The following is a 25334-nucleotide window of genomic DNA, read 5'->3' as shown; positions in this document are numbered from 1 at the left end:
CGTATGTTTACGATGGTACAGAAGCTATGGCTGACAGTAGTATGTGCAGTATTTGTAACAGTTTCGTTTCTTTACTTTGTATCTTTATATTCGTATGAAAAACTATACGTTGATAATTTAAAAGATTCATTAGTAATGGAAGGGAAGCGTCTCGCTGCGCAATATGATAAGCGTGAAGGAATATCAACTTTTGAAGAGAAAGTAAGAGCATTTGATCAAATATCTAGTTCAGATGTTCTTTTCGTATCTAATCCACGTGATTTAAGCGCATGTTTACCTTTTGATGTGCATCATCATTCTCTTATAAGTGAAGGGGACAGGCAATCTTTATTAGATGGAAAAACTGTAACAAAGATAGGATATGAGGAACATTTTGATCGTAATATTATGGGGGTTGTCATCCCTGTTTTAGAAAATAAGAAATTAGTTGGCATTGTATATTCTTATATTCCTTTAAAAAGTATAAAAGACTTAATATATGATATGGGACTTATTTTAGCACCGTTAGCACTTGCTATTACTTTACTGACAATATGGATTGGTAGAAAAATTATTATTGCTATTACGAGACCACTTTCGCAAATGGAACGAGTTGCCAACCATTTAGCTACGGGAGATTTCTCAGAACGAATTACAATTTCTTCTGAAGATGAAATTGGGCGATTAGGAAAAGCATTTAATAAAATGGCAAATTCTTTAGAGACAGAAGACGTAAAGCGTAAGGAATTTTTGGCTAACGTTTCGCATGAACTAAGAACACCGCTTAGTTATATAAAAGGATATAGCGAGGCTATTTTAGATGGTGTAGCGAAGGGACCGCAGCAGGAAAAAGTAACACAGCTCATTCATAAAGAAGCAGATCGCATGCAGCGTCTCGTTCATGATTTATTAGATTTAGCACAATTAGAAGGTGAACATTTTCCGTTAAAGAAACAACCTATCGTATTTTCACAACTGATTGAAGATGTATTAGACACGTATGAAATTAAGTTTATAGAAAAGAAAATTCGTATTGCAACAAATTTAAATCCAGAGATTATTGTAATGATCGATGAGGATCGTATGCAACAAGTGCTTCATAATGTGTTAGATAATGCGATACGATATACGAATCAAGACGGAGATATCATAATAACTTTAGAGAAAATAGACGATTATTGTGAATTGAAAATAAAAGATACAGGAATAGGAATTGATATAGAGCATTTAGACAATCTTGGTGAGCGTTTTTACCGAGTTGATAAAGCGAGAAGTCGTCAACATGGCGGAACGGGTTTAGGACTTGCTATTGTAAGGCAAATTGTTCATATACATGATGGACAGTGGCGAATTGAAAGTGAAAAAGGGAATGGAACGACGGTTAGTATTAAATTGAAAGTACAGGATGAAGAGAGCATGTTCTAATTTTTAGAGCATGCTCTTTATATTGAAGACAATAGTTATACGTAAAGATATGAATTAATATGTAATAAATATCGGAATTTTGACGATTTTATGAACAAAACATTTGTACTTCTTACCAATTCGTTCTAAAATAGTTATGATGCAAAGTTCTTATAAATCGTTTCAATTGTTGTTTGGAAGATACTGAGGTGATTTAACTGGAGTACAAATCTATTAAACCGAAAAAGATTTACGAAGAAGTATCTGAAGCTATTTTAACAATGATTAAAAATGGTACGTTAAAACCTGGTGACAAACTACTTCCTGTACATCAATTAGCTGAGCAGTTTCAAGTTGGCAGATCTGCTGTTCGTGAAGCGCTAAGTGCGCTAAGAGCCATGGGCTTAATTGAGATGAAGCAAGGAGAAGGTACATATGTGAAGAATTTCGATTCTTCTTCATTAACAAAATCATTAAACAATAGATTATTAATGAAGAAAGAAGATATTTTGAATTTATTAGAAGTACGAAAGGTGCTTGAAGTGGGGGCAGTTCGAGCAGCTGCGGCAAAACGTACGGAAGCTAATTTGCAAAATATGAAGCATTGGTTAGATGAAATGGCAAAGAGCATTGGAGATGAAAAAGCTGGTGAAAAAGCAGATTTTCAGTTCCATATGGGAATTGCGGAGTCTTCGCATAATAACATTTTGCTTGAACTCATGAATCATGTTTCAGAGATGATTGCTGAAACGATTGGTGAATCAAGACGCATTATTTTATATGGTGAACAAACAACATCAGAACGACTTATAGAAGAGCATCAAGTTATATATGATGCAGTGTTAAAGCAAGATGTAGAATTAGCGCAGCAAGCAATGCTAGATCATTTAACAAATGTAGAACATATTGTCACAGGTAGAAACGATATAAATTCGTAATTTAATCTTTTAAAAATCTAATTTTCTGATAAAATAGAGAGAGATTAAGTAAGCGTTTTCTTTGGAAAAGGGAGAGGATAGGCCATGGTTGAGCCTATTTCTTCTTCCTTCAATCATCTGATGACCATACGTTTGTTGGTGGAGTTGTAAAAAGGGGGAGTAATAATTATGAAAGTTACTTTATTTGTTACTTGTTTAGTCGATATGTTTGAAACAAACGTCGGCAAAGCAACAGTTGAGGTGTTGGAGCGTTTAGGTTGTGAAATTGAATTTCCAGAAGCGCAAGTTTGTTGCGGTCAGCCTGCGTATAATAGCGGCCATGTAGAAGCAGCAAAAGAAGCGATGAAACATATGATTGAAACTTTCGAAGATGCAGAATATATCGTTACGCCATCTGGTTCTTGTGCGACAATGTTTCATGAGTATCCGCATGTTTTTAAAGATGATCCGAAGTGGGCTAAACGTGCAAAAAAAGTTGCTGATAAAACATATGAATTTACACAATTTATTGTAGATGTTTTAAAGGTTACTGATGTTGGAGCAAGTTTACCAGGGATAGCCACTATTCATAAATCTTGTCATATGACACGTATGCTTGGAGTAACAGAGGCACCAGGGATTTTATTGTCAAATGTAAAAGGATTAACTGTGAGAGAGTTACCAAATGTGCAAAATTGTTGCGGGTTTGGGGGAACGTTTTCAGTGAAGATGACTCCAATTTCTGAGCAAATGGTAGATGAAAAGGTAGATAGTGCAATGGAAACAGGTGCTGATTATTTAATTGGTGCAGATTGTGGGTGTTTGTTAAACATTGGCGGACGTATTGAGCGTTTAGGAAAAGAAATAAAAGTAATGCATATTGCTGAGGTACTGAATAGTCGCTCATGAAGGGGGAACATAAGCTATGTCTATGAAAATCAGTGAGAAAAAATTTAATGATCGCGTTGGCGATGGAATTCAAGATTCGTTTATGCGCGGAGCAGTATCTTCTGCACAAACGCGCTTATATACGAATCGCTTAAAAGCAGCGGACGAATTAGGAAACTGGGAAGAGTGGCGTGAACTCGGTGAAGAAATTCGTCAACATACGTTAGAAAATCTTGATTATTACTTAATGCAGTTAAGTGAAAACGTATCAAAAAGAGGCGGCCATGTGTACTTTGCGAAAACGAAAGAGGAAGCAGCAAAGTATATCCAAGATGTTGCGAAAAAGAATCAGGCAAAAAAAGTAGTAAAATCAAAGTCGATGGTAACAGAAGAAATTAGTATGAACCATGCGCTTGAAGAGATTGGTTGTGAAGTGTTAGAAAGTGATTTAGGAGAGTATATTCTGCAAGTAGATAACGATCCACCTTCACATATTATTGCGCCTGCACTTCATAAAAATAGAACGCAAATTCGTGATGTATTTAAAGAAAAGCTTGGCTATGAAAATTCTGATGATCCTTACGAAATGACGAAGTTTGTTCGTAAACAACTTCGTGAAAAATTTATGGATGCAGAAATTGGTGTGACAGGTTGTAACTTCGCTGTTGCAAATACTGGTTCGCTTTGCTTAGTAACGAATGAAGGTAACGCCGATCTTGTTATGTCGATTCCAAAAACACAAATTGCAGTTGTGGGTATGGAACGTATGGTTCCGACAATGGAAGAATTAGATGTTTTAGTTGGTTTACTATGTCGTAGTGCAGTAGGTCAAAAGTTAACAAGTTATGTAACTGTAGCGGGACCAATTCAAGAAGAGGAAGTAGATGGCCCAGAAGAATTCCACTTAGTTGTTGTCGATAATGGTCGTTCTCAAATTCTTGGATCTGAATTCCGCCAAGTATTGCAATGTATTCGTTGTGCTGCTTGTGTTAACGTATGCCCTGTATATCGTCATGTTGGTGGACATTCATATGGTTCTATATACTCAGGACCAATTGGTGCGGTATTAACACCACTTTTAGGCGGATATGATGATTATAAAGAGCTTCCTTATGCTTCTAGTTTATGTGGAGCGTGTACAGAAGCTTGTCCAGTAAAAATTCCATTGCATGATTTATTATTAAAACATCGTCAAGTTATCGTTGAGCAAGAAGGGCGTGCTCCACTTGCAGAAAAATTAGCAATGAAAATGTTTAGTATGGGCGCATCTTCAGCAGCTTTATATAAAATGGGATCAAAAATGGCGCCAGCAGCAATGAGTCCATTTACATCTGGTAACCGTGTATCAAAAGGTGTTGGGCCACTTAAAAACTGGACAGATATTCGTGAATTCCCGGCTCCAAGTAAAGAACGATTCCGTGATTGGTATAAAGATCATAAGAAAGGCGGGGACAAATAATGACAGGATTAATTCAAAACCGTGAGTCCTTTCTAGATAATATTGCAAAAGAACTTGGACGCGCACGTAAAACGGATGGTGTAGAACGCCCAGCATGGAAAAATAATGTGAATAAAGAAACGTTAAAAGATTATTCACAAGAAGAATTGTTAGAAGTATTTAAAAATCAATGTACAAACATTCATACAACTGTTGTGGAAACGACAAACGACCGTTTACGTGAAGATATTCAAAAGGTAATCATGGAAAACGGCGGGGGACCTATTATGTTATCAGCGGATGAACGTTTTGATTCTTATGGGCTGACTTCTTTATTTAAAGAAGAGCTTCCAAAGCAAAATGTTGAAGTGAATGTATGGGACCCGGAGAAAAAAGAAGAGAATATGCGTATCGCGGAAAGAACGAATATTGGAATTGCATTTAGTGATTATACTTTAGCTGAATCTGGTACGATTGTTGTACAAAGTCATAAAGGCCAAGGACGTTCTTTACACTTTTTACCGACTGTATACTTTGCTATTATTCCACGTGAAACACTTGTGCCTCGTATTACACAAGCAGTTCAGGATATGAACACACGTGTAGAAAATGGCGAGACAGTGGCATCTTGTATTAACTTTATTACAGGACCTAGTAACTCGGCAGATATTGAAATGAATCTTGTTGTCGGGGTACATGGACCATTAAAAGCAGTATATTTCATCGTATAAAAGAGGGGAAAGCAGGCCAGAAAATGGCCTGCTTTTTTAATAGAATAGAGATAATATGAAGTAGAAGTTCTCTCCTTTTTTTGCTATGTTCTTCTGGAAAGGAGAGGAAGGGATGTTCACTTATTTATATGCATTGTTAGTGGGAATGGTGTTTGGTTCTTTTTTTATGTTAATTGCGATGAGAGTTCCACAAGGTGAGTCTATCATTACCCCTCGTTCACATTGTCATTATTGTAAGTACGTGCTAAAGCCAAAAGAATTAATTCCAATCATTTCTTTTTGTATACAAAGAGGACGTTGTATGAATTGTAAGAGGAAAATTTCAATTTTGTACGTAGTATTTGAACTTATAACCGGAATAATATTTCTTTTTACTGTATATATGATTGGGGTGGAACGAGAGCTTATCATCATTTTATCGCTTTTTTCGTTACTTCTTATTATTTCAGTTACAGATTACATATATATGTTAATCCCTAATCGCATTTTAGCTTGGTTTGCTTGTTTACTCATTTTAGAATGTGCTTTTGTGCCGTTAGTTACTTTGACAGATAGTATAGTTGGGAGTGGCGTTATATTCATTTTGTTATATTGCATGCAAAAGATATATCCAGAAGGGCTTGGTGGAGGAGATATAAAATTACTTTCGTTACTTGGATTTATAGTGGGACTGAAAGGGATTTTTCTGATTTTATTTTTAGCATCTTGCTTTAGTCTTTGTTTCTTTGGAGCTGCTATAATATTAAAACGTATGAAAATGAGGACTCAAATTCCGTTTGGCCCTTTTATTAGCCTTGGGGCGATATGTTATATGTTGGTCACATATACAAAATAGAGAGGGGATAGAAAATGAATGTATATATGGATGATCAAAGAAGTTGTCCATACGGGTATGTGCCGGAAACGACAGTAGAATGTGCCTTACAAATAGTTCGGGATTATGATGTGAATATTCTTTCCCTTGACTTTAATATGGGGTGGGGAGAAAAAAGTGGATTAGATTTTGTAGAAGTTTTTTGTAAAGAGGGTTTATATGTAAATGAAATCCGTCTTCATACGAATGATGTCATCGGTATGTACAAGATGAAACAGAGGATTAATAAGGGGAAGAAAGAAGGAGAGATAAATCCTCACCTTGTTGTTACATATGTGGGGAGCTAAAAACTCCAAAGTAAAACTTTGGAGTTTTTAATGTTTCATATGAGCTTGCAGAGGAATGATTTCTTCTTGTTGAGCTGATACTAATTCAGTTTCTTCTTGTTTCACGTCAGGTGCTTTCTTTGTTAAGTAATGGTATACCATACCGACAAATACAGACCCGCCAATAATGTTACCGATTGTAACTGGAATTAAGTTATGAATAGCACCTGCAAAAGAAATTGTCTCCGGATGCGGTGAAACTAAAGATAAAGCAAACAGTGATAAGTTTGCGATGCTATGCTCGTAACCAGATAAGAAGAATGTGAAAACAAGCATCATCATCATCATAATTTTTGCTGTATCACCTTTAACTTGAGAAGGTAAGAAACAAGCAAGACATACGAGCCAGTTACATAAAATGGCTTTAAAGAATAATTGTATTGTAGGTGTATTCATCTTTCCTTCAACGACTTTATTCATTAAATGACCGTGATCGATTGCTTCGAAAATGCCAGTCGCGTAAAAAAGTAAGGCAAAGAATAAAGCACCAGCTAAGTTACCTGCATAACAAGCAACCCAGTTACGAAGTGTATCAGAAATCGTTGTTTCTTTTCTTAAAGTGGCCACTGTGAAATACATTGTATTTCCAGTAAACAATTCAGCACCACCATATATAATAAGTACGAGAGCAATTCCGAAAAACATAGAAGCTGCTAAATAAGTTGCTGGTGAATCTGCAATGTGAAAAAAGTTACCTAATTTAAAACATAGAACAATAATAAAACCGATATAAATACCCGCAAGTGCTGCACGAATGAAATATTGCATTGGGTTTGTATCTAGTATTTGTTTTTTGGTTTTAGCAAGTTTGACAACATAATCTAATCCTTGTTCTAGCATGAGTAATACGCTCCTTTAGTACATCATCTATAAATACTCCTTATATGAATAAAGTACATGGATTCGGTTGTAGTTTCAATAAGTTTGTGCAATGTTTCACAAAAAGGACATACATGCATAGAGAAAACGCTTACAAAAAATAGTATAATGGAATTTTTTTGGACATTGAGAGGGGGGGAAGGGAAAAAAAGAAAAAGCGCTGTAATTACAGCGCTTTTTCGTCTAAATTCTTTTCTACTTTTACTTCTACTTCTTTCGAGAAGAACCAACCGCCAACTGCGATTCCAACTAATACAATCCAGAATGTAAGCTTCCATGGTGTAGATTCTGGGAATGAATGTGGAATTACATTTAATGCAGGGTGTGCTAACGTATAAACTGCTAGTTTCACACCAACCCAACCTACAATTAAGAATGCTGCAGTTTCAAGTCCTGGTTTACGTTTCAATATTTGTACGAAAGCAGTTGCTGCAAATCGCATAATGATTAATCCGATAAGTCCACCTACAAAGATAACAACGAATTGTCCTGTATCAAGGCTTCCAATTGTACCTAATCCTGTTTTCGGTAAAGTCATTGCTAATGCAACGGCAGCTAAAATAGAATCAACTGCAAAGGCAATATCTGCAACCTCAACTTTAAATACAGTCCACCAAAAGTTCTCTTGTTTTTTCTTTGCTTCTTTTTCTTCTGTTTCTTCATCCGTATTCTTTTTAACATACGTTTTAAATAAATGATTACCAGCGATAAACATAAGGTAAATTGCACCGATTGCTTGCACTTGCCATACATCGACTAAGAACGAGATCATGAATAACGATCCGAATCGGAAAACAAATGCCCCCGCTAATCCGTAAAATAGTGCTTTTTTACGTTTTTCTTCTGGTAAATGTTTTACCATAATTGCAAGAACAAGCGCGTTATCAGCCGCTAAAATCCCCTCAAGTGCAATTAGGATGAGTAATACCCAACCATACTCCAATAATAATGATACATCCATGTACATTCTCCTCTCATTTCTATAAGTACTAAATAAGTGAAGAATTTCCCCACTATTTAGTTTCCCCATACTCCTGCCTATTAACTTTGGAAGAATTTGGTAGTGAATACAAAAAAGACCTCTGCCGTTAATAGGCAAAGGTCTTGCTAGACATATGTAATGAAAATGCCAACAAAGCCGGAAGAACTAAGTTCTACGTAATGACGACTTTGTTTCCAAGAAACATTCTTGGACGCTACTCCCCTTTGGAGATATGCTATTGTATTCTCATTATATGGATAATTTATACGGTTGTCAACCTGTTAAAATATCTTCATTCGGATATTTTATTTTCCGGTTCTTTTTACGTGCAAAGGAAAAAGCCAATGTTAAAGGTCCCATTTTCCCAAAAAACATCATAAAGATAATAATAGCTTTTCCAATCATAGTTAGGTGGGGGGTGAAATTCATACTGAGGCCAACAGTCCCAAATGCTGAAAATACTTCGAAAGCACTCATTAATAGAGGAACTTGCTCAGTAATACTTAAAATTAAAATAGCGAAAAAGATAAATGAAATAGAAATAATAGTGATGGTCAATGATTTGACAATGAGAGTATCTTTAATTGATTTTTTAAATACGACAATATCATCTTGTTCTTGTAAAAATTTAAATACCCCAAAAAACATGATTAAAAATGTTGTTAACTTAATCCCACCACCAGTTGAAGCGCTACCAGCACCAATAAACATAAGGAGCATCATTAATAGTAAGGAAGGTTTGGATAATGCAGAAATATCAACCGTATTAAATCCGGCAGTTCGCGTTGAAATGGCTTGAAAATAAGCAGCCATTCCCTCTTCAAATGGGCTAAAGCCTCTCATAGAAAGAGAATTGTGGAACTCGAATATAAAAATAAAAACAGTCGCAATAATATTAATGATTAGAGTAGAAGAGAGCATAAGTTTTGAGTGTAATGTAAGGTTTTTAAAATTTTTCTTTCTCTTTATATCTACGATTACTGTAAAACCAATCCCACCTAAAATAATGAGGGAGGAAATAACGAGATTGACAAGAACGCTATGAGAATGGGACATTAAATTATCACTCCACACAGAAAAACCTGCATTGTTAAAAGCAGAAATCGAATGGAAAAAGCTATAATAGACTCCTTTAGCAATACCGTATTTTGGTACCCATTCAAAAGAAAGAATAAACGTAGCGATACATTCAACGGTAAAAGAGAATAAAAATAATGCTTTGGCAAGACGAATGACACCGCCGATATTCGTTTGATTTAACGCTTGTTGCAGTAAAATTCGATTTTGAAGACCAATTTTTCTGCCGAGCATAATCGCGATTAAAACGGCAAAGCTCATAATGCCCAGTCCGCCCACTTGTATAAGCGTTAAAATGACACATTGGCCAAATAAGGTAAATACTTTTCCAGTGTCCACAACACCAAGCCCTGTAACCGTACAAGCAGAAACGGTTGTAAATAAAGCATCGAGCCATGAAATAGACGTTGTTGTAGCAATTGGTAGTTTTAATAAGCATGTACCGATAATTGATAACATAATAAAAGACAAAGTAAGAACGCGGGGAGGACTCATGCGAATATTAATCCGTTTCATGTTACATATCGTTCCTTTCAGTTTGCTCTTACTAGTATGTGAAAAAGCACGATTATGTATGTTAAAAATAGAAAGAGGCAGAGAATATCTGCCTCTAAGCCATATGTTATAGGTTTATCCACGTAATTGTTGTTGAGCTAAAGCAACAAGGCGTTTTGTTACTTCACCGCCAACTGATCCGTTAGAACGAGCTGCTGTATTAGATCCTAAGCTTACACCGAATTCTTGTGCAATTTCATATTTAAATTGTTCAAGCGCTTGTTCAGCACCTGGAACTAGTAATTTGTTTGTTTTTACCATGTTGATACACATCCTTATGAGTAGTCCAATCCAGTTAAATACTTATCTGAACTGGTACCGTTATTTTATGTGGAAATAACGTACTCATACCCGGAAGTAATCGGTGTGATTAGAAGTTCTTGGATAGAAAAAAGAGTAGCGAATTTGCTACTCTTTTTTCAGTATTGTCGCTGTACCTTCCACGACAATATCATCGGATTGATTATAAATGTTTGTTTGTAATGTAATGATTTTTTTATCATCCCGTTTTTTGATGACTTCTGCCACTACACGAAGTGTATCGCCGATTTTGACAGGAGCGCGGAATGAAACGTTTTGAGATAAATAAATCGTATTTTTGCCAGGGAGTTTCGTTCCGAGAATGGTAGAAATAAAACTGGAAACGAGCATGCCATGAGCAATACGTTCTTTAAACATTGTCGTTTTTGCAAACGAATCTAAAATATGAATGGGATTCACATCTCCAGTCAATTTTGCAAAATTGATAACGTCCTCATCCGTAATTTGTTTTGTTAATGATGCTTGGTCACCGACTTGAATCTCATCATAACGAAGCTCTGGAACAGTTTGTGCTTCTTGAAATGGATTCATTTTGTCCTCCTTCTTTTCCATATCGAAAAATGCCAGCCATCTTGATGTAGTAGGAGGAAGAAAGAGTTTTGTTTGTGCTGCAGTTAGTTGCCACATTTTTCTTACTTGATGGAAGTAAATAGATTTTTTGAGTTTTCCTCGAACTGCTTTGCGAGTTCTAGTTGTTTGGACTTGAACTCTCCCAAAAAAACTTCTAACTGTTTTTGAACCTCTTCACGTTGCGATTGTTGTTGCTCGATAAATTGCTTTGTTGTTTCTTCAAATTGCCCACTTGTTTGAGTAAGAATAGACAAAGATGTTTTCGTAGGAGCAACAGTAAGTTGGTGCATTTGAGTAGAAAGCTCATTCCATTTTTCTTGCCACTCGTTAATTTGGTCATTTAAGGAGTTTCCAGTTATTTGCTTCACGTAATCTGTATATTGGTTATTGAACTGAGCAGTGAATTGGTGTAGTTCTTTTTCTAGTTCATCTACACCTGATGTTAATTTATGCAAAGCGTCTTGTTGTTGTTTTAACGTTTCTAAAGTAAGTTGCTCTAATTGTTTCCCTGCTGAAGAGAAAAGGGAAAGAGATTGAGACCAGTTTTTCCAAAATGCATCGACTAATTCGTATGGCTTAGTTTCCATTGTTTGACCCCCAAATGTTTTTTTGCATATTGTGAACGCAGATTACTCTGCTGTACCACCAGGTGAAGATGAAGAAGCCTTTTCATCCTTTTCTGGAGAAGTAGAAAATGGAAAGAATGCGTTGGTGTATAACGTGAAAAACGTCCGCAGCATATTTTGGTAATGCTCAAAAGAAGTCGCGCATGTTGTTAAATATTGCTCTCCATATTCGGTTAAAGAATAAATTCTTTTTGCTGGCCCTCCGTCGCTTGTATCCCAAGTAGAAGAAATAAGATTTTCTTTTTCTAATTTGCGTAGTGTTCTATACACATTGCCTTGGTCAACTGAAGAGAAGCCGATATCCATTAGCATTTGAATAAGTTTGTAACCATGAAGACTCCAGTCTTTTAGACAGAGAAGTAAGAAGGGAACTAAGAAGTTTTTTGGCATGGAGTTTGGTTGTTTTGCTTGGTTGTTCTCCAAACTTTCGCGTTGTTCTGGTTCATTTTGTAGCATGATTGTGCATCACCTCATGAATCAGTTAGATGGAATTTTTTGCTTATAAGTGCAATTTACACCTATCTGTTTTTAATGTCAATACATTTGTTGGAAAATAAAGAAAAATAAAATATAGACTTGAAGTTTTATTCAGAATATTAGAAAATAGTGAATAGGTTGAATTGTTTCAAAAACGAAAAAGGGAGTGTAGGTAAAGTGATTGATCAAAAATTCGATCCACTACAAGCATGGAAAAATGCTTATGAACAAACCGAAACATTTTGGGGAAAAGCGCTCAATGAAACAATTAAAACAGAAGAATATTCTGCTTGGATGGGCAGTGTTCTAGATTTGAATTTGTTTTATCAAAAAGCATTAAATGATACAACAAAAAACTATTTAGAGCAGGTAAATGTGCCTACGAAAGAGGATATCGCTAGAGTGGCTACGCTTGTTATTAACTTAGAAAATAAAGTAGATAACATTGAGGAAGTTCTAGAAGAGAAAGTGGATTCATTAGGACAGGCTCCTACATTAAAGCGTGATGTTACGAAAGTAAAACAAGATCTTCGCACATTAGAAACGAAAGTTGATCAAATTTTAGAATTGCTAGAAAAGCAAAATGCAGTACTAGCGAAACTACAAGAACCTGTAAAAGAAGAAGTAAAACCTACGAATAAGCCAGAAAATAAAAAGTGATAATAGCGCTTGTTTATAACAGATAAAAGAGAGAGGGAGAATCTCTTTTCTATGTATAAACAGCGAAACATAATTATATAGGGACTCCATTGTATGAGTACCAAAATGATTCATAATAGTCGTTCACAAATTCATTTAAGGGGGAAAAGAAATGGTTCAATTAAATGGAAAAGTAGCAATCGTAACAGGTGGGGCAAAAGGGATTGGTAAAGCGATTACAGTAGCGCTAGCACAAGAGGGAGCAAAAGTTGTTATTAACTATAACAGCAGTAAAGAAGCAGCTGAAAACTTAGTAAATGAACTAGGAAAAGAAGGACATGACGTTTATGCAGTTCAAGCGGATGTTTCTAAAGTAGAAGAAGCAAATCGACTTGTAGAAGAAGCAGTGAATCATTTTGGTAAAGTTGATATTCTTGTTAATAATGCTGGTATTACAAGAGATCGTACATTCAAAAAGTTAAATCGTGAAGATTGGGAGCGCGTAATTGACGTGAACTTAAGCAGCGTATTTAATACGACTAGCGCTGTACTTCCATACATAACGGAAGCAGAAGAAGGAAGAATCATTAGCATTTCTTCTATTATTGGTCAAGCGGGTGGATTTGGACAAACAAACTACTCAGCAGCGAAAGCAGGTATGCTAGGATTTACAAAATCATTAGCATTAGAGCTTGCAAAAACAAATGTAACTGTAAACGCTATTTGCCCAGGATTTATTGATACTGAAATGGTAGCAGAAGTACCAGAAGAAGTACGCCAAAAAATCGTTGCTAAAATCCCGAAAAAACGTTTTGGTCAAGCTGATGAAATTGCAAAAGGTGTAGTATACCTATGCCGTGACGGTGCTTATATCACAGGTCAGCAATTAAACATTAACGGCGGATTATATATGTAATGAAGTAAGAAAAAAGTGCATATCCATAGCAGGAATGCACTTCTTTTTTTAGAAGGAAATCGACCAAAAAGGAGATAGAAAAATGACTACATTCGCAACAGAATGGGAAAAGCAATTAGAGCTATACCCAGAAGAGTACCGAAAAGCATACCGTCGAGTGAAAAGGGCGAGTGAAATTTTATTACGTGAACCAGAGCCACAAGTAGGATTAACACCGAAAGAGGTTATTTGGACAAAGAATAAGACGAAGCTTTATCGCTACATTCCAAAACAAGAAAAAACACAAAGAGTTCCAATTCTATTAATATATGCTCTTATTAATAAACCATATATTATGGACTTAACCCCTGGAAATAGTTTAGTGGAATATCTAGTGGACCGTGGTTTTGATGTGTATATGCTCGATTGGGGCACATTTGGTTTAGAAGATAGTCATTTGAAATTTGATGATTTCGTGTTTGATTATATTGCAAAAGCAGTAAAAAAAGTAATGCGAACTGCAAAATCGGACGAGATTTCTTTACTTGGTTATTGCATGGGTGGAACGCTAACATCTATTTATGCAGCACTGCATCCGCACATGCCAATTCGTAATTTAATTTTCATGACAAGTCCTTTTGATTTCTCTGAAACAGGATTGTATGGTCCTTTATTAGATGAGAAATACTTCAATTTAGATAAAGCGGTTGATACATTTGGAAATATTCCGCCAGAAATGATTGATTTCGGAAACAAAATGTTAAAGCCAATTACGAACTTTGTTGGTCCATATGTTGCTTTAGTAGATCGTTCAGAGAATGAGCGCTTCGTCGAAAGCTGGAGATTGGTTCAAAAGTGGGTTGGTGATGGCATTCCGTTCCCTGGTGAATCATACAGACAGTGGATTCGTGATTTTTATCAAAATAATAAGCTAGTTAAGGGTGAGCTCGTTATTCGTGGACAAAAGGTAGATCTTGCAAATATTAAGGCAAATGTCTTAAATATTTCCGGAAAACGTGATCATATTGCCCTACCATGTCAAGTAGAAGCATTGCTAGATCATATTTCTAGCACAGATAAACAATATGTATGTTTACCAACAGGGCATATGTCTATCGTTTACGGCGGAACAGCGGTAAAACAAACTTATCCGATGATTGGAGATTGGCTTGACGAGCGTTCGAAGTAAAAATAAAAAATCCAACTAGCATATGTTAGTTGGATTTTTTTATGGGAAATAACAAAACATAGAAAGGAGAAATTTATATTTTAGGAGTATAATTATGAAACTTATGACCGGTAAGTTGTTTTGGAATACAGGAGTTTCTGTACCTTGTTATCCACCGTTAGAAAATGATATGATATGTGATGTGCTTGTAGTAGGAAGTGGAGAAGCTGGTGCTCATATCGCGTATTCGTTAGCGAAAATTGGCATGAGTGTTATGCTCATTGAAAAACGAGCAATCGCCTGCGGTAGCACAGCTGCTAATACAGGTTTACTACAATTTCTTCATGATAAATCGTTAACCTCACTTATCCATACATTTGGTGAAGAAAAAGGGGTGCGAGCATATAAGCTTTGTTACGAAGCGTTACGAACAATGGAGAATGTTGTACCGACTCTCGATATTGATCCCCATTTTATTCCGCGAAGTAGTTTATATTATGCAAGTAAAAGTGAGGACGCCTCATTTTTACAAGAGGAGTACAATACGTTACAGAATTATGGATTTCCTGTTGAGTATTTTACAGAATTCGATATTAAGGAACGTTATTCCTTCACAAAACAAGCGGCATTATATACACACGGTGATGCTGAGGTGAATCCGTATTTATTAGCGCATAGCCTTTTACATAAGGCAAATCAAATGGGAGCCACAATACATGAACATACAGAGGCATTACATATAAAAAAACGCCAAAATGATTTAATTTGTTACACGAAAACAGGAAATCGCATTGTAGCAAAGAATATTATTATGGCGACAGGCTATGAAGCGCTTTTTGGAAAGAAAGAAAAAAATACAACAGTAGAGACATCTTATGCGGTTGTGACAAATGAGATAGATCAATTTGAAGGATGGCATGAGCAATCATTAATTTGGGAAACAGCACGTCCTTACTTATATTTTCGGACGTATGAAAATCGCATTATTGTAGGCGGATTAGATGAAGCGATGAAAATTCAACCGAGTGGTGACACAAAATTATTGCATAAGCGTGATATCCTTATTAACATTGTAAAAGAGATGTTCCCGCAGTATAAAAATATACAGGCAGACTACTATTGGGCAGCAGCATTTGGTAGTAGTCATGATGGTCTTCCTATTTTAAAAGAAGACAAAAAGATACATAATTTATTTTACGCATTACCACATGGAGGTAATGGAACGGTGTATGGAATGGTATTTGCCAAATTATTTGAGCAGTTATTTACAAATAAAGAAAGGGAAGATTTTTCTTTATTTAATCGATAGAAAAAAGGTAGCGAAGTGATGGAATGAGAGATATAAAAAAGTTTTTACAAAAATTACGTCCTGTACAACTCATTGTTTTGTTTTACTTATTAGCGGTAGTTGTATCGGTAATATTGCTTAGTTTACCGTTTGTTACGAAGTCTGGTGTAAAATGGACATTTATCGATGCACTATTTACATCTGTTAGTGCGGTAAGTGTTACGGGGCTGTCTGTTGTTACGATTTCAGATACATTTACTACGGCAGGAATTATTATTTTAGCCCTTATTTTACAATTAGGCGGCTTAGGAATTATGGCGCTTGGTACATTTGTTTGGATTATAACGGGGAAAAAGATTGGTTTGCAGAGAAGAAGACTGATTATGGCAGACCATAATCAAGGGAACTTATCAGGCCTTGTAGAATTGATGCGTTCTATTTTAATTGTAATTATTTCGATAGAACTTATTGGAGCAATACTATTAGGTACAAGATTCCTACTTTATTTTCCAACTTGGCAAGAAGCTTATTTTCACGGTTTCTTTGCGGCTGTTAGTGCAACCACGAATGGCGGATTTGATTTAACAGGGCAATCGCTAATTCCGTATAAGAAAGATTATATTGTTCAAATGATTCATATGTTACTTATTATTTTAGGAGCAATTGGTTTTCCTGTATTAATGGAAGTGAAACAATTCCTTAGTAAAAGGAGACAGCAACTATTTCGTTTTTCGTTATTTACAAAATTGACGACAACAACATTTTTTGCACTCGTTATCGTTGGAACAATTATGATTTTTTTGTTAGAGCGAAACCAGTTTTTAGCAGGAAAGTCATGGCATGAAACAGTTTTCTATACATTATTCCAATCTGTGACGACGCGAAGTGGTGGGCTTGCTACGATGGATATACGTGAATTGTCACAACCGACGCTTTTATTTATGAGTATATTAATGTTTATAGGAGCATCTCCAAGTTCGGTTGGAGGTGGAATACGTACAACTACATTTGCTGTTAGTATATTATCGTTATACACTTTTGCAAGAGGCGGGAGAACGGTTAGAGTCTTCAAACGCCAGCTACATGAAGAGGATGTGCTGAAAGCATCTGTCGTTATGACGATGGGGATTGTATTATGTGCGACAGCACTATTTATCTTATCTATTACGGAAAATGTACCACTTATGAGTTTAATTGTTGAAGTGTGTTCTGCTTTTGGGACGACAGGCCTATCGACAGGTATTACGCCAGATTTGACAACTGTTGGTAAACTTGTACTTATTGTACTTATGTTTATTGGGCGTGTTGGTATTTTAACATTTATATTAGCTAGTGGCGGAAGAGAACAGCCACCTCGCTATAAATATCCGAAAGAGAGAATTATTATTGGCTAGTATGAAACCATTCTACCTATGTTAGGTAGAATGGTTTTTTAGTCGTTAATGCCAAATTGCGGATGCATAAAAGCGTCATTCTTATTATCCACTTCTTTTTTTAGTAACTCTTGATTTTCTTCTGAAATCCACCCAATATCATTTGTAGGATGGATCCATTCTTCTCCAGCCATAATGGCAGGATCTACTTCATCACTCCAATTGTTAAGCGGACTGTTCTCGGAATTATATTTACTGTCTCCGATTACGACGTCATATTGGTTTATGAAAGGTTGTTGCATCTTTTTTCCTGTTCCTTTAAAAGATGGAAAATTCATTTGATGCGGGAGCGTTTCATCTAAAATGGGTGATTGAATCTTATCTTTCTTCTTCAAAATAATCGCTCCTTTTTATAATGCTTTCTGCCGTAGTATTTCCATCTAGCGACTCTTATGTACTTGTTAACACTTGCCAGTAATAATTATTTTATGTTGCTTCAAACTAGAGTAGAAAGTGAATTCTTGAGAGCAGGTGAATGTATTGGTAAAAAGAAAAGTGAAACAAAATGCGGCAATCAACAATAATAAAACTCCGAAAGAAAGCTTACCAGATGCAGAATTTGCATTAGAGTATGAAGGAGAAAATAGCGCGAAGTATGCAAATCGTAATTCAAAAAAAGGTAAACAAAAATGAGGCGTTTTTTACAAACGCCTCATTTTTTTGTGGGATTATAAAGGTTTTTTTAATTATTTGTAAATTTATTGTTCATTATTAGCAGAAAAATGTGAAAAAACATAGAAGTAGCAACGTATTACACAAAAACAAACAACAAACAAAAGATTAATGTTGGTTTAATACTGCTTTTACACTAGTTGTTTATATTTGAGTTGTACATAAGATTTGTAAAAGGAGAGAGAGACAGTGAAAAAAACAATCTTTAAAGCTGTAGCAACTGGAATGGTATTTTCGTTATTAATGGGGTGTGGTGCAAAGAAAGAAGAAAGTGCTGGGGCAAAAGTGAAAGATGATAAATTATCTGGATCATTAACTGTTTACACAGCGATCGAAGAAGAACTTGTACCAATTTATCTTGATTCTTTTAAAAAGAAATATCCAGATGTGAAATTGAACATTGTTCGTGATTCAACGGGAGTTATTACAGCGAAACTACTAGCTGAAGGAAAGAATACACAAGCAGATGTTGTATGGGGTACTGCTGCATCAAGTCTATTAGCTTTAGATAAAAAAGATATGTTAAAAGGATACTCTCCAAAAGGAGCAGATCGTGTTCTTCCGCAATTTAAAGATGATAAGCAACCAGAAAAATGGGTAGGAAATACTGCATTTATGACGGGGATTGCTATAAATAAAGAAGAATTAAAGAAGAAAAATTTAACGATGCCAGAATCATACGAAGACTTAACGAAGCCAGAATATAAGGGAACACTTGTTATGCCACATCCGGCTTCTTCAGGAACAGGATTTTTAACAGTTTCCGCATGGTTACAAATTATGGGTGAAGATAAAGGCTGGGATTACATGAAGAAACTTCATGATAATATGGCAAGTTATACGCATTCAGGATCAAAACCAGCGAAATTAGCAGGAGCAGGTGAATATCCAGTTGGTGTATCAATGGTTTATAGTGCTTTGAAAGAGAAACAAAAAGGTGCACCGGTTGAAGTTGTACTGCCGAAAGAAGGATTAGGCTGGGAAGTAGAAGCAAACGCACTTATTAAAAAAGATAACGCGAAAAATGAAAAATTAGCGCAAGCATTTTTAGATTGGGCAATTACTGATGATGTAATGAAATTATACTTTGAGAAAAATGGATTTGCGACAATTAAGAATGATTATAAACTTCCAGATGGATTCCCTAAAGATGTGACAGAAAAGTTATACAAAAAGAATGACTTTAAGTGGGCAGCAGAAAATCGCGACAAAATTTTAGAAAAATGGGAAAAAGAGTTTGGCCAAAAAGCAGAACCGAAAAAGTAAGTGAGTGGGAGAGAGAAAAATGAGCGAATATTTATCAATTCAACACATTCAAAAACAGTTTGATGCATTTACAGCGTTAAAAGACATTTCTTTTACTGTGAAAAAAAATGAGTTTGTGTGTTTATTAGGCCCAAGTGGCTGTGGAAAAACAACATTGCTCCGAATTTTAGCAGGGCTAGAAGAGGCAACAACAGGTAGTATAGCTGTGAATGGAAAAGATATTACAGCATTACCTCCTGGAAAGAGGAATTTCGGAATGGTGTTTCAATCATATGCATTGTTTCCTAATTTAACAGCACTTGAAAACATTGAATACGGCTTAAAGACAAAAAAATATGGAAAAGCAGAAGTAAAAGAGAAAGCGCTTGATGCGTTAGAACTTGTAGATTTGCTGAATGTAAAAGATAAATATCCTGCTCAAATGTCTGGCGGACAACAGCAGCGAGTAGCACTTGCACGTGCGCTCGCTCTGTCTCCGGATATTTTGTTACTCGATGAGCCGTTATCTGCTTTAGATGCAAAAGTACGTGAAAAGTTACGTAGAGAAATGCGTGATTTGCAAGAAAAAGTAGGAGTAACAACTATTATGGTCACGCATGATCAAGAAGAGGCATTAACGATGGCTGATAAAATTGTTGTAATGAATCATGCGGAAATTATGCAGATTGGCACACCAGAGGAGATTTATCAAAGACCAGCCAATCCGTTTGTGGCAGATTTTATTGGTTCTATTAATTTCTTTTCGAAAAATAACGAAGAACATGCAATTCGTCCTGAACATGTAACAGTTGTACAAAATAATGGTATTAAAACAATTATAGAAAGCATGGAGTTCCGCGGATCTGTATACCGGACAGAAGTGCGAGTTATAGATGAGAAAACACATCTATATAATGAGAAAATTGTTGTAGATATATTAGCATCAGAAGTAGAAAAAACAGCTATTAGAAAAGGAAAGCCGATTCAAATCTCTTTCTCAGAAAATCATATGTTGTCATATGGAAAGAAGGTTGTCGTATAGATGGAGATGTTAGAAAACTATAAGGTAGAAAATACGAAAAAAAAGATTAAGAGACGTATCGGTAAAGAAGAGTGGATACAAAGACTATTAATTATTGGTATGCTTCTTGCTTTTTTGATTATGCTTGTATTGCCGCTATTACAACTGTTTACACAAGCTTTTTATGATAAAGATGGAGCTTTCATTGGTGTTGCGAATTTCAGTAAATATTTCACAACACCAACGCTAGTTCAATCATTACAAAATACGGTATGGATTTCGGGCGCGACGACACTTATTGCAGTGACACTCGCTTTCGCTTACGCCTATGCGATTGCTCGTTCGAATGTGTTTGGGAAGCGTATATTTCAATATGTCGCGTTGTTACCATTATTTGCACCAACGATGATGCACGGTATCGCACTGACATATTTATTTGGTAATCAAGGGTTAGTAACGAAAGGAATGTTTGGTTTGTTTGAAGGTATACAGATCCCTTTATATGGACCAGTAGGAATTGTAATGGCTGAAGTCATGTATACATTTCCGCAAGCATTTCTTATATTATTAATTGCTTTTCAAGGATCTGATTACCGCCTATATGAAGCTTCTAATATGTTAGGTGCGAGTAAAACAAAGCAATTTTTCACTGTTACTTTACCTAGTGTAAAGTACGGATTAATTAGTGCAATGTTCGTTGTATTTACACTTAGCTTCACTGATTTTGGTGCACCAAAAATTGTTGGTGGGCAATATAATGTACTTGCTACTGACGTATACAAACAAGTAATTGGACAACAAAATATGCCGATGGGTGCAACTGTCGGAATGATTTTATTAATCCCGGCTATATTTGCGTTTGCAGTTGATCGTATTACGCAAAGAAAGCAGGCGAATTTCTTATCTTCCAAAGCAGTACCTTACAGAATAATAAATAATAAGAAACGAGATGTTAGTTCATTCGTATATTGTAGCGTAATAACACTCATGATCATTCTATTATTTGTGGCAGTTGGTATTGCTGCAAGTGTGAAAGTATGGCCGTATAATATGGGCTTTACATTTGAACATTTTAATTTTTCTAGTTTAACAGGAGATGGACTTGAAGCGTTTAAAAATAGTGTAATTGTTTCAGCAATTACAGCGGTTATTGGAGCGGTCTTAACATTTATGTTCGCATATGCGATTGAGAAAATAAATCAGCTACAATTTTTCCGGAAAACAGGTTACTTTTTCTCTATCGTACCTTTAGCGATACCAGGTTTAGTACTTGGATTGGGATACGTCTTTTTCTTTAGTCAAACAACGATCCAAATATTTGGACTATCAGTAACGAATCCGTTTCATTCTTTATACGGAACAATCGCTGTGTTGGTACTAGTCAATATCATTCATTTTTATTCTGTAACATTCGTTACCGCAACGACTGCTTTAAAGAAATTAGACCGAGAGTTTGAGCTTGTTTCACAGTCGATGGGCATTCCGTTTTATAAAACATTCTTTAGAGTAACAGTACCAATGTGTTTACCAGCAATTTTAGAAATGGTGATGTACTATTTCGTAAATTCGATGGTAACTGTGTCAGCGGTTGTATTCCTATACGCAGCTGATTTTAAACTAGCTGCCGTATCAATCGTAAATATGGATGATGCAGGAAATGTAGCGCCAGCAGCTGCAATGAGTGTACTTATTGTAGTTACAAATATTGTAGTAAGAGTTGTATATGAATGGGGAACGAAAGCACTTCGTAACCGAACGTCACAATGGCAAAAAAGATAAATAAGAAGGGTGATGGATTGAATGAAAGTAGAAGCGGTTATTTTTGATTGGGCAGGTACGACAGTTGATTACGGATGTTTTGCACCACTGGAAGTATTTATGGAGATTTTCCATAAACGCGGTGTAGCAATTACAGCAGAAGAAGCACGTAAGCCAATGGGGTTATTAAAAATTGATCATGTAAGGGCACTTACAGAGATGCCTCGTATTGCGAGTGAGTGGAATCGTGTTTTCGGACAGTTACCAACAGAAACAGACATTCAGGAGATGTATGAAGAATTTGAAGAGATTCTCTTCACTATTTTACCGCGCTATGCGTCGCCAATTCATGGAGTAAAGGAAGTGATTGCTTCTTTACGTGAAAGAGGAATCAAAATTGGCTCAACGACTGGTTATACGAGAGAAATGATGAACATTGTAGCAAAAGAAGCCGAAATACAAGGGTATAAACCCGATTTTCTTGTGACGCCAGATGATGTTCCAGCGGGACGTCCATACCCATGGATGTGCTATAAAAATGCAATGGAACTTGGTGTGTATCCGATGAACCATATGATAAAAGTAGGGGACACAGTATCAGATATGAAAGAAGGTAGAAATGCTGGAATGTGGACAGTTGGTGTAATTCTTGGCAGTAGCGAGCTTGGTTTAACGGAAGAAGAAGTGGAGAATATGGATCCAGCAGAACTTCGTGAAAAAATAGAAGTAGTTCGTAATCGTTTCGTGGAAAATGGGGCACACTTTACGATTGAAACGATGCAGGAACTCGAAAGCGTAATGGAACATATCGAAAAACAAGAACTTATTATTTCATAAAAGGGGAATAGGATCATGACTGAAAATCACTACTTATTATTAACGCCAGGACCATTAACGACAACAAAATCAGTAAAAGAAGTTATGCTATACGATTGGTGTACGTGGGATGTTGAATATAATACGATGGTGCAAGAAGTAAGAGCTAAACTTGTATCGTTAGCGACGAAGGAAGAAGAGAAATATACAACAGTGTTAATGCAAGGAAGCGGTACGTTTTCAGTTGAAGCAGTAATTGGTTCTGTTATTCCGGCAAATGGGAAGCTGCTCGTTTGTACAAATGGTGCGTACGGTAAGCGAATTGTACAAATGGCAGAGATGTTACATATAGATGTGGTGGTCAGTCAAACAGAAGAGTGGGAGCCTACTAATATTGTAGAAGTAGAAAAGATATTACAACAAGATAAAGATATTACACATATTGCAGTTGTTCATTGTGAAACAACAACAGGCATTATTAATCCAATTGTAGACGTATGTAAATTAGGTAAGCAATACGGAAAAGTAACACTAGTTGATGCAATGAGTAGTTTTGGTGGTATTGAAATAGATATCGCTGAGTTGCAAATTGACTTTCTAATTAGTAGTGCGAATAAATGTATTCAAGGGGTTCCAGGGTTCGGATTTGTTATTGCAAAGCGCGAAGAATTGTTGAAATGTAAAGGGCAGGCACGTTCATTATCTTTAGATTTATACGATCAATGGGAAACGATGGAAAATCAAAATGGGAAATGGCGTTTTACGTCACCTACACATGTTGTACACGCTTTTTATCAAGCTTTGCTTGAATTAGAAAAAGAAGGCGGAGTAAGCGCACGTTACAATCGATATTACAATAACCAAAAACTATTAGTGAATAGAATGGGGGAAATTGGCTTTAAGCCACTTGTAGATGAAAAATATCAATCTCCTATTATTACATCTTTCATTTACCCGGAAGGGAACTTCGAGTTTCAACAGTTATATAACGAGTTAAAACGCTATGGATTTGTTATTTATCCTGGGAAAATTTCAAAAGTAGATACATTCCGCATTGGAAATATCGGTGATGTACATGAGGCAGATATTAATCGCTTAGTTGATAGTATCGCTAAAGGAGTTGTTATAGGTTGAAAGTATTTTGCTTAGGTGGAGCAGGTAAAATTTGTCGTGAAGCAATTTTAGATTTAGTTCAATTTTCATCTTTTGAGACGATTACAGTAGCGGATTTTAACGAAGAAGAGGGGCTTAAAGTAGTAGAATGGGTTAACGATCCTCGTGTTGATTTTGTTAAAGTTGATGTGACAAATCATGAAGATACAGTTGCAAAAATGAAGGGCTATGACATCGTAATGGATGGCACGACGATAAAGCTAAATGGATTGTCTACTCGATGTATTGCAGAAGCAGGTTGTCATGGTGTGAATTTGAATGGATTTGGTGAAGAAAATGATTCGCATTCTATATTTGTTCAAAACGGAAAAACGTGTTTACCTGGTTTTGGTATGACGCCGGGTGTAACGCAAATGATGGCGATGCATGCAGCAAATCAGCTAGATACTGTAGAGTTAGTTCGTGTAAGTCACGGTTCATATCGTCCAATTGCTTTTTCTGCATCAATTACAGAGACAACGACATATGAATATGATCCACACTTGCCATCGCGTACAGTTTATGAAGATGGTAAGTTTAAGCAAGTACCTCCGTTTGCGCGTCCGAGAGAAATTGAATTGCCTGCGCCTTACGGTAAATCAACGCAGTATATTATTCCGCATTCTGAAACAATTACGTTAGCAAAAGCACTAGAAAATAAAGGCGTCAAACTGATAGAGACGAGAGGAACTTGGCCAAAGCAAAATATGCAGCTTGTACGTGCTTTATATGATTATGGTATATTGCGTAATGATCAAATTGAAATAAACGGGAAAGACATTGGTATTATGGATTGCATTTCGAAGTACCTATTGCAATCGAAAGAAGGACAAGAAACAGAGGTTTACGGCTATGCACTTCATGTAGAAGTAATAGGTATGAAAAATAATGAGAAACAAAGGCACGTATTATATCATACTCACCCGTTATCTGATGGATCTGTTGTAGGATGGGAAAAATTAAGAGCGTATACGAGAAACGTCGGTATTCCATTTGGGATTGCTACAGAGTTAATCGCAAAAGGGAATGTAAATAAAGTTGGTGTTGTGACACCTGAGGAAGCTTTTGTAAATCCACAAATTATTTTTGATGAACTAAAAAAGCGTGGTATTCATATTCATGAAGAAGTTTCTACTTACAAAGAAAGTTATAACTTTGTATAAGTAAGGCAGTGTATGAGGGAGATATAAATGGGGTGAAGCT

27 protein-coding genes and 1 riboswitch are annotated in these 25334 nt (G+C 36.0%); of the genes, 19 read left to right on the top strand and 8 right to left on the bottom strand.

Going from position 1 to position 25334, the window contains the following annotated elements; all coding sequences use genetic code 11:
* Nucleotides 1-3: 3 nt before the first annotated feature.
* From DN390_RS11985 to DN390_RS11955, 7 genes are all read left to right on the top strand, one after another.
* Nucleotides 4-1404, top strand: a complete 1401-nt coding sequence (locus DN390_RS11985) for a sensor histidine kinase (RefSeq protein ID WP_147807415.1) — start codon at nucleotides 4-6, stop codon at nucleotides 1402-1404.
* A gap of 227 nt (nucleotides 1405-1631) precedes the next feature.
* The gene (locus DN390_RS11980; protein WP_254904554.1) at nucleotides 1632-2321 is read left to right on the top strand and encodes a FadR/GntR family transcriptional regulator; all 690 of its coding nucleotides are present in this window, start codon (nucleotides 1632-1634) and stop codon (nucleotides 2319-2321) included.
* Between the two features lie 168 nt (nucleotides 2322-2489).
* The gene (locus tag DN390_RS11975) at nucleotides 2490-3209 is read left to right on the top strand and encodes a (Fe-S)-binding protein (RefSeq protein ID WP_060630040.1); all 720 of its coding nucleotides are present in this window, start codon (nucleotides 2490-2492) and stop codon (nucleotides 3207-3209) included.
* Between the two features lie 16 nt (nucleotides 3210-3225).
* A complete protein-coding gene (locus DN390_RS11970; protein ID WP_147807414.1) occupies nucleotides 3226-4647 on the top strand; it encodes a LutB/LldF family L-lactate oxidation iron-sulfur protein in 1422 nt (473 codons plus the stop codon).
* Nucleotides 4647-5357 carry a LutC/YkgG family protein gene (locus tag DN390_RS11965; RefSeq protein WP_060630041.1) on the top strand — a complete coding sequence of 237 codons (711 nt, stop codon included), beginning with the start codon at nucleotides 4647-4649 and terminating at the stop codon, nucleotides 5355-5357. Before DN390_RS11970 ends, DN390_RS11965 begins: the two co-directional genes overlap by 1 nt.
* A gap of 112 nt (nucleotides 5358-5469) precedes the next feature.
* The gene (locus DN390_RS11960) at nucleotides 5470-6192 is read left to right on the top strand and encodes a prepilin peptidase (RefSeq protein ID WP_147807413.1); all 723 of its coding nucleotides are present in this window, start codon (nucleotides 5470-5472) and stop codon (nucleotides 6190-6192) included.
* A gap of 14 nt (nucleotides 6193-6206) precedes the next feature.
* Nucleotides 6207-6518: a cyclic-phosphate processing receiver domain-containing protein gene (locus DN390_RS11955; RefSeq protein WP_147807412.1), complete on the top strand. Its 312-nt coding sequence runs from the start codon at nucleotides 6207-6209 to the stop codon at nucleotides 6516-6518.
* A gap of 27 nt (nucleotides 6519-6545) precedes the next feature.
* Here the strand turns inward: DN390_RS11955 and DN390_RS11950 are convergent, their stop codons facing one another.
* The 7 genes from DN390_RS11950 to phaQ form a co-directional block, all read right to left on the bottom strand.
* Nucleotides 6546-7397: a formate/nitrite transporter family protein gene (locus DN390_RS11950; RefSeq protein WP_147807411.1), complete on the bottom strand. Its 852-nt coding sequence runs from the start codon at nucleotides 7395-7397 to the stop codon at nucleotides 6546-6548.
* Between the two features lie 205 nt (nucleotides 7398-7602).
* Nucleotides 7603-8397: a TerC family protein gene (locus DN390_RS11945; protein ID WP_000383326.1), complete on the bottom strand. Its 795-nt coding sequence runs from the start codon at nucleotides 8395-8397 to the stop codon at nucleotides 7603-7605.
* 90 nt (nucleotides 8398-8487) lie between these two features.
* Nucleotides 8488-8653: riboswitch (yybP-ykoY riboswitch) on the bottom strand.
* Nucleotides 8654-8691: 38 nt separating this feature from the next.
* On the bottom strand, nucleotides 8692-10011 hold the full coding sequence (locus DN390_RS11940) for a TrkH family potassium uptake protein (RefSeq protein WP_147807410.1): 1320 nt from the start codon (nucleotides 10009-10011) through the stop codon (nucleotides 8692-8694).
* A 114-nt stretch (nucleotides 10012-10125) separates the two neighbouring features.
* Nucleotides 10126-10311: an alpha/beta-type small acid-soluble spore protein gene (locus tag DN390_RS11935; protein WP_147807409.1), complete on the bottom strand. Its 186-nt coding sequence runs from the start codon at nucleotides 10309-10311 to the stop codon at nucleotides 10126-10128.
* Between the two features lie 147 nt (nucleotides 10312-10458).
* Entirely contained in the window at nucleotides 10459-10902 is a 444-nt protein-coding gene (locus tag DN390_RS11930; protein ID WP_060630045.1) for a MaoC family dehydratase, read from the bottom strand.
* A gap of 101 nt (nucleotides 10903-11003) precedes the next feature.
* Complete coding sequence (gene phaP, locus DN390_RS11925; protein WP_060630046.1) at nucleotides 11004-11528, bottom strand: polyhydroxyalkanoic acid inclusion protein PhaP; 525 nt, start codon at nucleotides 11526-11528, stop codon at nucleotides 11004-11006.
* Between the two features lie 42 nt (nucleotides 11529-11570).
* The gene (gene phaQ, locus DN390_RS11920; RefSeq protein ID WP_147807408.1) at nucleotides 11571-12023 is read right to left on the bottom strand and encodes a poly-beta-hydroxybutyrate-responsive repressor; all 453 of its coding nucleotides are present in this window, start codon (nucleotides 12021-12023) and stop codon (nucleotides 11571-11573) included.
* A gap of 198 nt (nucleotides 12024-12221) precedes the next feature.
* Here phaQ and phaR point away from each other — a divergent pair, with 198 nt between their 5' ends.
* The 5 genes from phaR to DN390_RS11895 all read left to right on the top strand — a co-directional run bounded on the left by phaR (nucleotide 12222) and on the right by DN390_RS11895 (nucleotide 17428).
* The gene (phaR, locus tag DN390_RS11915) at nucleotides 12222-12704 is read left to right on the top strand and encodes a polyhydroxyalkanoic acid synthase subunit PhaR (RefSeq protein WP_000566952.1); all 483 of its coding nucleotides are present in this window, start codon (nucleotides 12222-12224) and stop codon (nucleotides 12702-12704) included.
* A gap of 151 nt (nucleotides 12705-12855) precedes the next feature.
* Nucleotides 12856-13599 carry an acetoacetyl-CoA reductase gene (locus DN390_RS11910; RefSeq protein ID WP_061185645.1) on the top strand — a complete coding sequence of 248 codons (744 nt, stop codon included), beginning with the start codon at nucleotides 12856-12858 and terminating at the stop codon, nucleotides 13597-13599.
* 82 nt (nucleotides 13600-13681) lie between these two features.
* Nucleotides 13682-14767 carry a class III poly(R)-hydroxyalkanoic acid synthase subunit PhaC gene (gene phaC / locus DN390_RS11905; RefSeq protein WP_060630047.1) on the top strand — a complete coding sequence of 362 codons (1086 nt, stop codon included), beginning with the start codon at nucleotides 13682-13684 and terminating at the stop codon, nucleotides 14765-14767.
* Between the two features lie 94 nt (nucleotides 14768-14861).
* Nucleotides 14862-16055: an NAD(P)/FAD-dependent oxidoreductase gene (locus DN390_RS11900; RefSeq protein WP_147807407.1), complete on the top strand. Its 1194-nt coding sequence runs from the start codon at nucleotides 14862-14864 to the stop codon at nucleotides 16053-16055.
* A 23-nt stretch (nucleotides 16056-16078) separates the two neighbouring features.
* Nucleotides 16079-17428, top strand: coding sequence for a TrkH family potassium uptake protein (locus tag DN390_RS11895; protein ID WP_097949638.1), 1350 nt, complete (start codon nucleotides 16079-16081; stop codon nucleotides 17426-17428).
* 38 nt (nucleotides 17429-17466) lie between these two features.
* On the opposite strand, the gene DN390_RS11890 is transcribed toward DN390_RS11895, so the two are convergent.
* Nucleotides 17467-17802: a DUF3905 domain-containing protein gene (locus DN390_RS11890; protein WP_147807406.1), complete on the bottom strand. Its 336-nt coding sequence runs from the start codon at nucleotides 17800-17802 to the stop codon at nucleotides 17467-17469.
* Between the two features lie 145 nt (nucleotides 17803-17947).
* Between DN390_RS11890 and DN390_RS30625 the strand changes: the two genes are divergently transcribed.
* The 7 genes from DN390_RS30625 to DN390_RS11855 all read left to right on the top strand — a co-directional run bounded on the left by DN390_RS30625 (nucleotide 17948) and on the right by DN390_RS11855 (nucleotide 25294).
* Nucleotides 17948-18100, top strand: coding sequence for a hypothetical protein (locus DN390_RS30625; protein WP_000240799.1), 153 nt, complete (start codon nucleotides 17948-17950; stop codon nucleotides 18098-18100).
* A gap of 228 nt (nucleotides 18101-18328) precedes the next feature.
* Nucleotides 18329-19405, top strand: a complete 1077-nt coding sequence (locus DN390_RS11880; protein WP_147807405.1) for a putative 2-aminoethylphosphonate ABC transporter substrate-binding protein — start codon at nucleotides 18329-18331, stop codon at nucleotides 19403-19405.
* 19 nt (nucleotides 19406-19424) lie between these two features.
* Nucleotides 19425-20426, top strand: a complete 1002-nt coding sequence (locus tag DN390_RS11875) for a putative 2-aminoethylphosphonate ABC transporter ATP-binding protein (protein ID WP_097949641.1) — start codon at nucleotides 19425-19427, stop codon at nucleotides 20424-20426.
* Nucleotides 20427-22184, top strand: a complete 1758-nt coding sequence (locus DN390_RS11870; RefSeq protein WP_147807404.1) for a putative 2-aminoethylphosphonate ABC transporter permease subunit — start codon at nucleotides 20427-20429, stop codon at nucleotides 22182-22184. It abuts the gene before it with no gap.
* Between the two features lie 21 nt (nucleotides 22185-22205).
* Nucleotides 22206-23000 (top strand): phosphonoacetaldehyde hydrolase, encoded by a 795-nt coding sequence (phnX, locus tag DN390_RS11865; RefSeq protein WP_147807403.1) that lies wholly within the window; start codon nucleotides 22206-22208, stop codon nucleotides 22998-23000.
* 15 nt (nucleotides 23001-23015) lie between these two features.
* A complete protein-coding gene (phnW, locus tag DN390_RS11860) occupies nucleotides 23016-24113 on the top strand; it encodes a 2-aminoethylphosphonate--pyruvate transaminase (RefSeq protein WP_147807402.1) in 1098 nt (365 codons plus the stop codon).
* Nucleotides 24110-25294 (top strand): saccharopine dehydrogenase family protein, encoded by a 1185-nt coding sequence (locus DN390_RS11855; protein ID WP_098265594.1) that lies wholly within the window; start codon nucleotides 24110-24112, stop codon nucleotides 25292-25294. Before phnW ends, DN390_RS11855 begins: the two co-directional genes overlap by 4 nt.
* Nucleotides 25295-25334 lie beyond the last annotated feature (40 nt).

The sequence above is a fragment of the Bacillus sp. SH7-1 genome (assembly GCF_008042405.1).
GTDB lineage: Bacteria > Bacillota > Bacilli > Bacillales > Bacillaceae_G > Bacillus_A > Bacillus_A thuringiensis_N.
The sequence above is the reverse complement of the archived record's forward strand: the minus strand, read 5'-3'. Positions and strand labels throughout refer to the sequence as shown.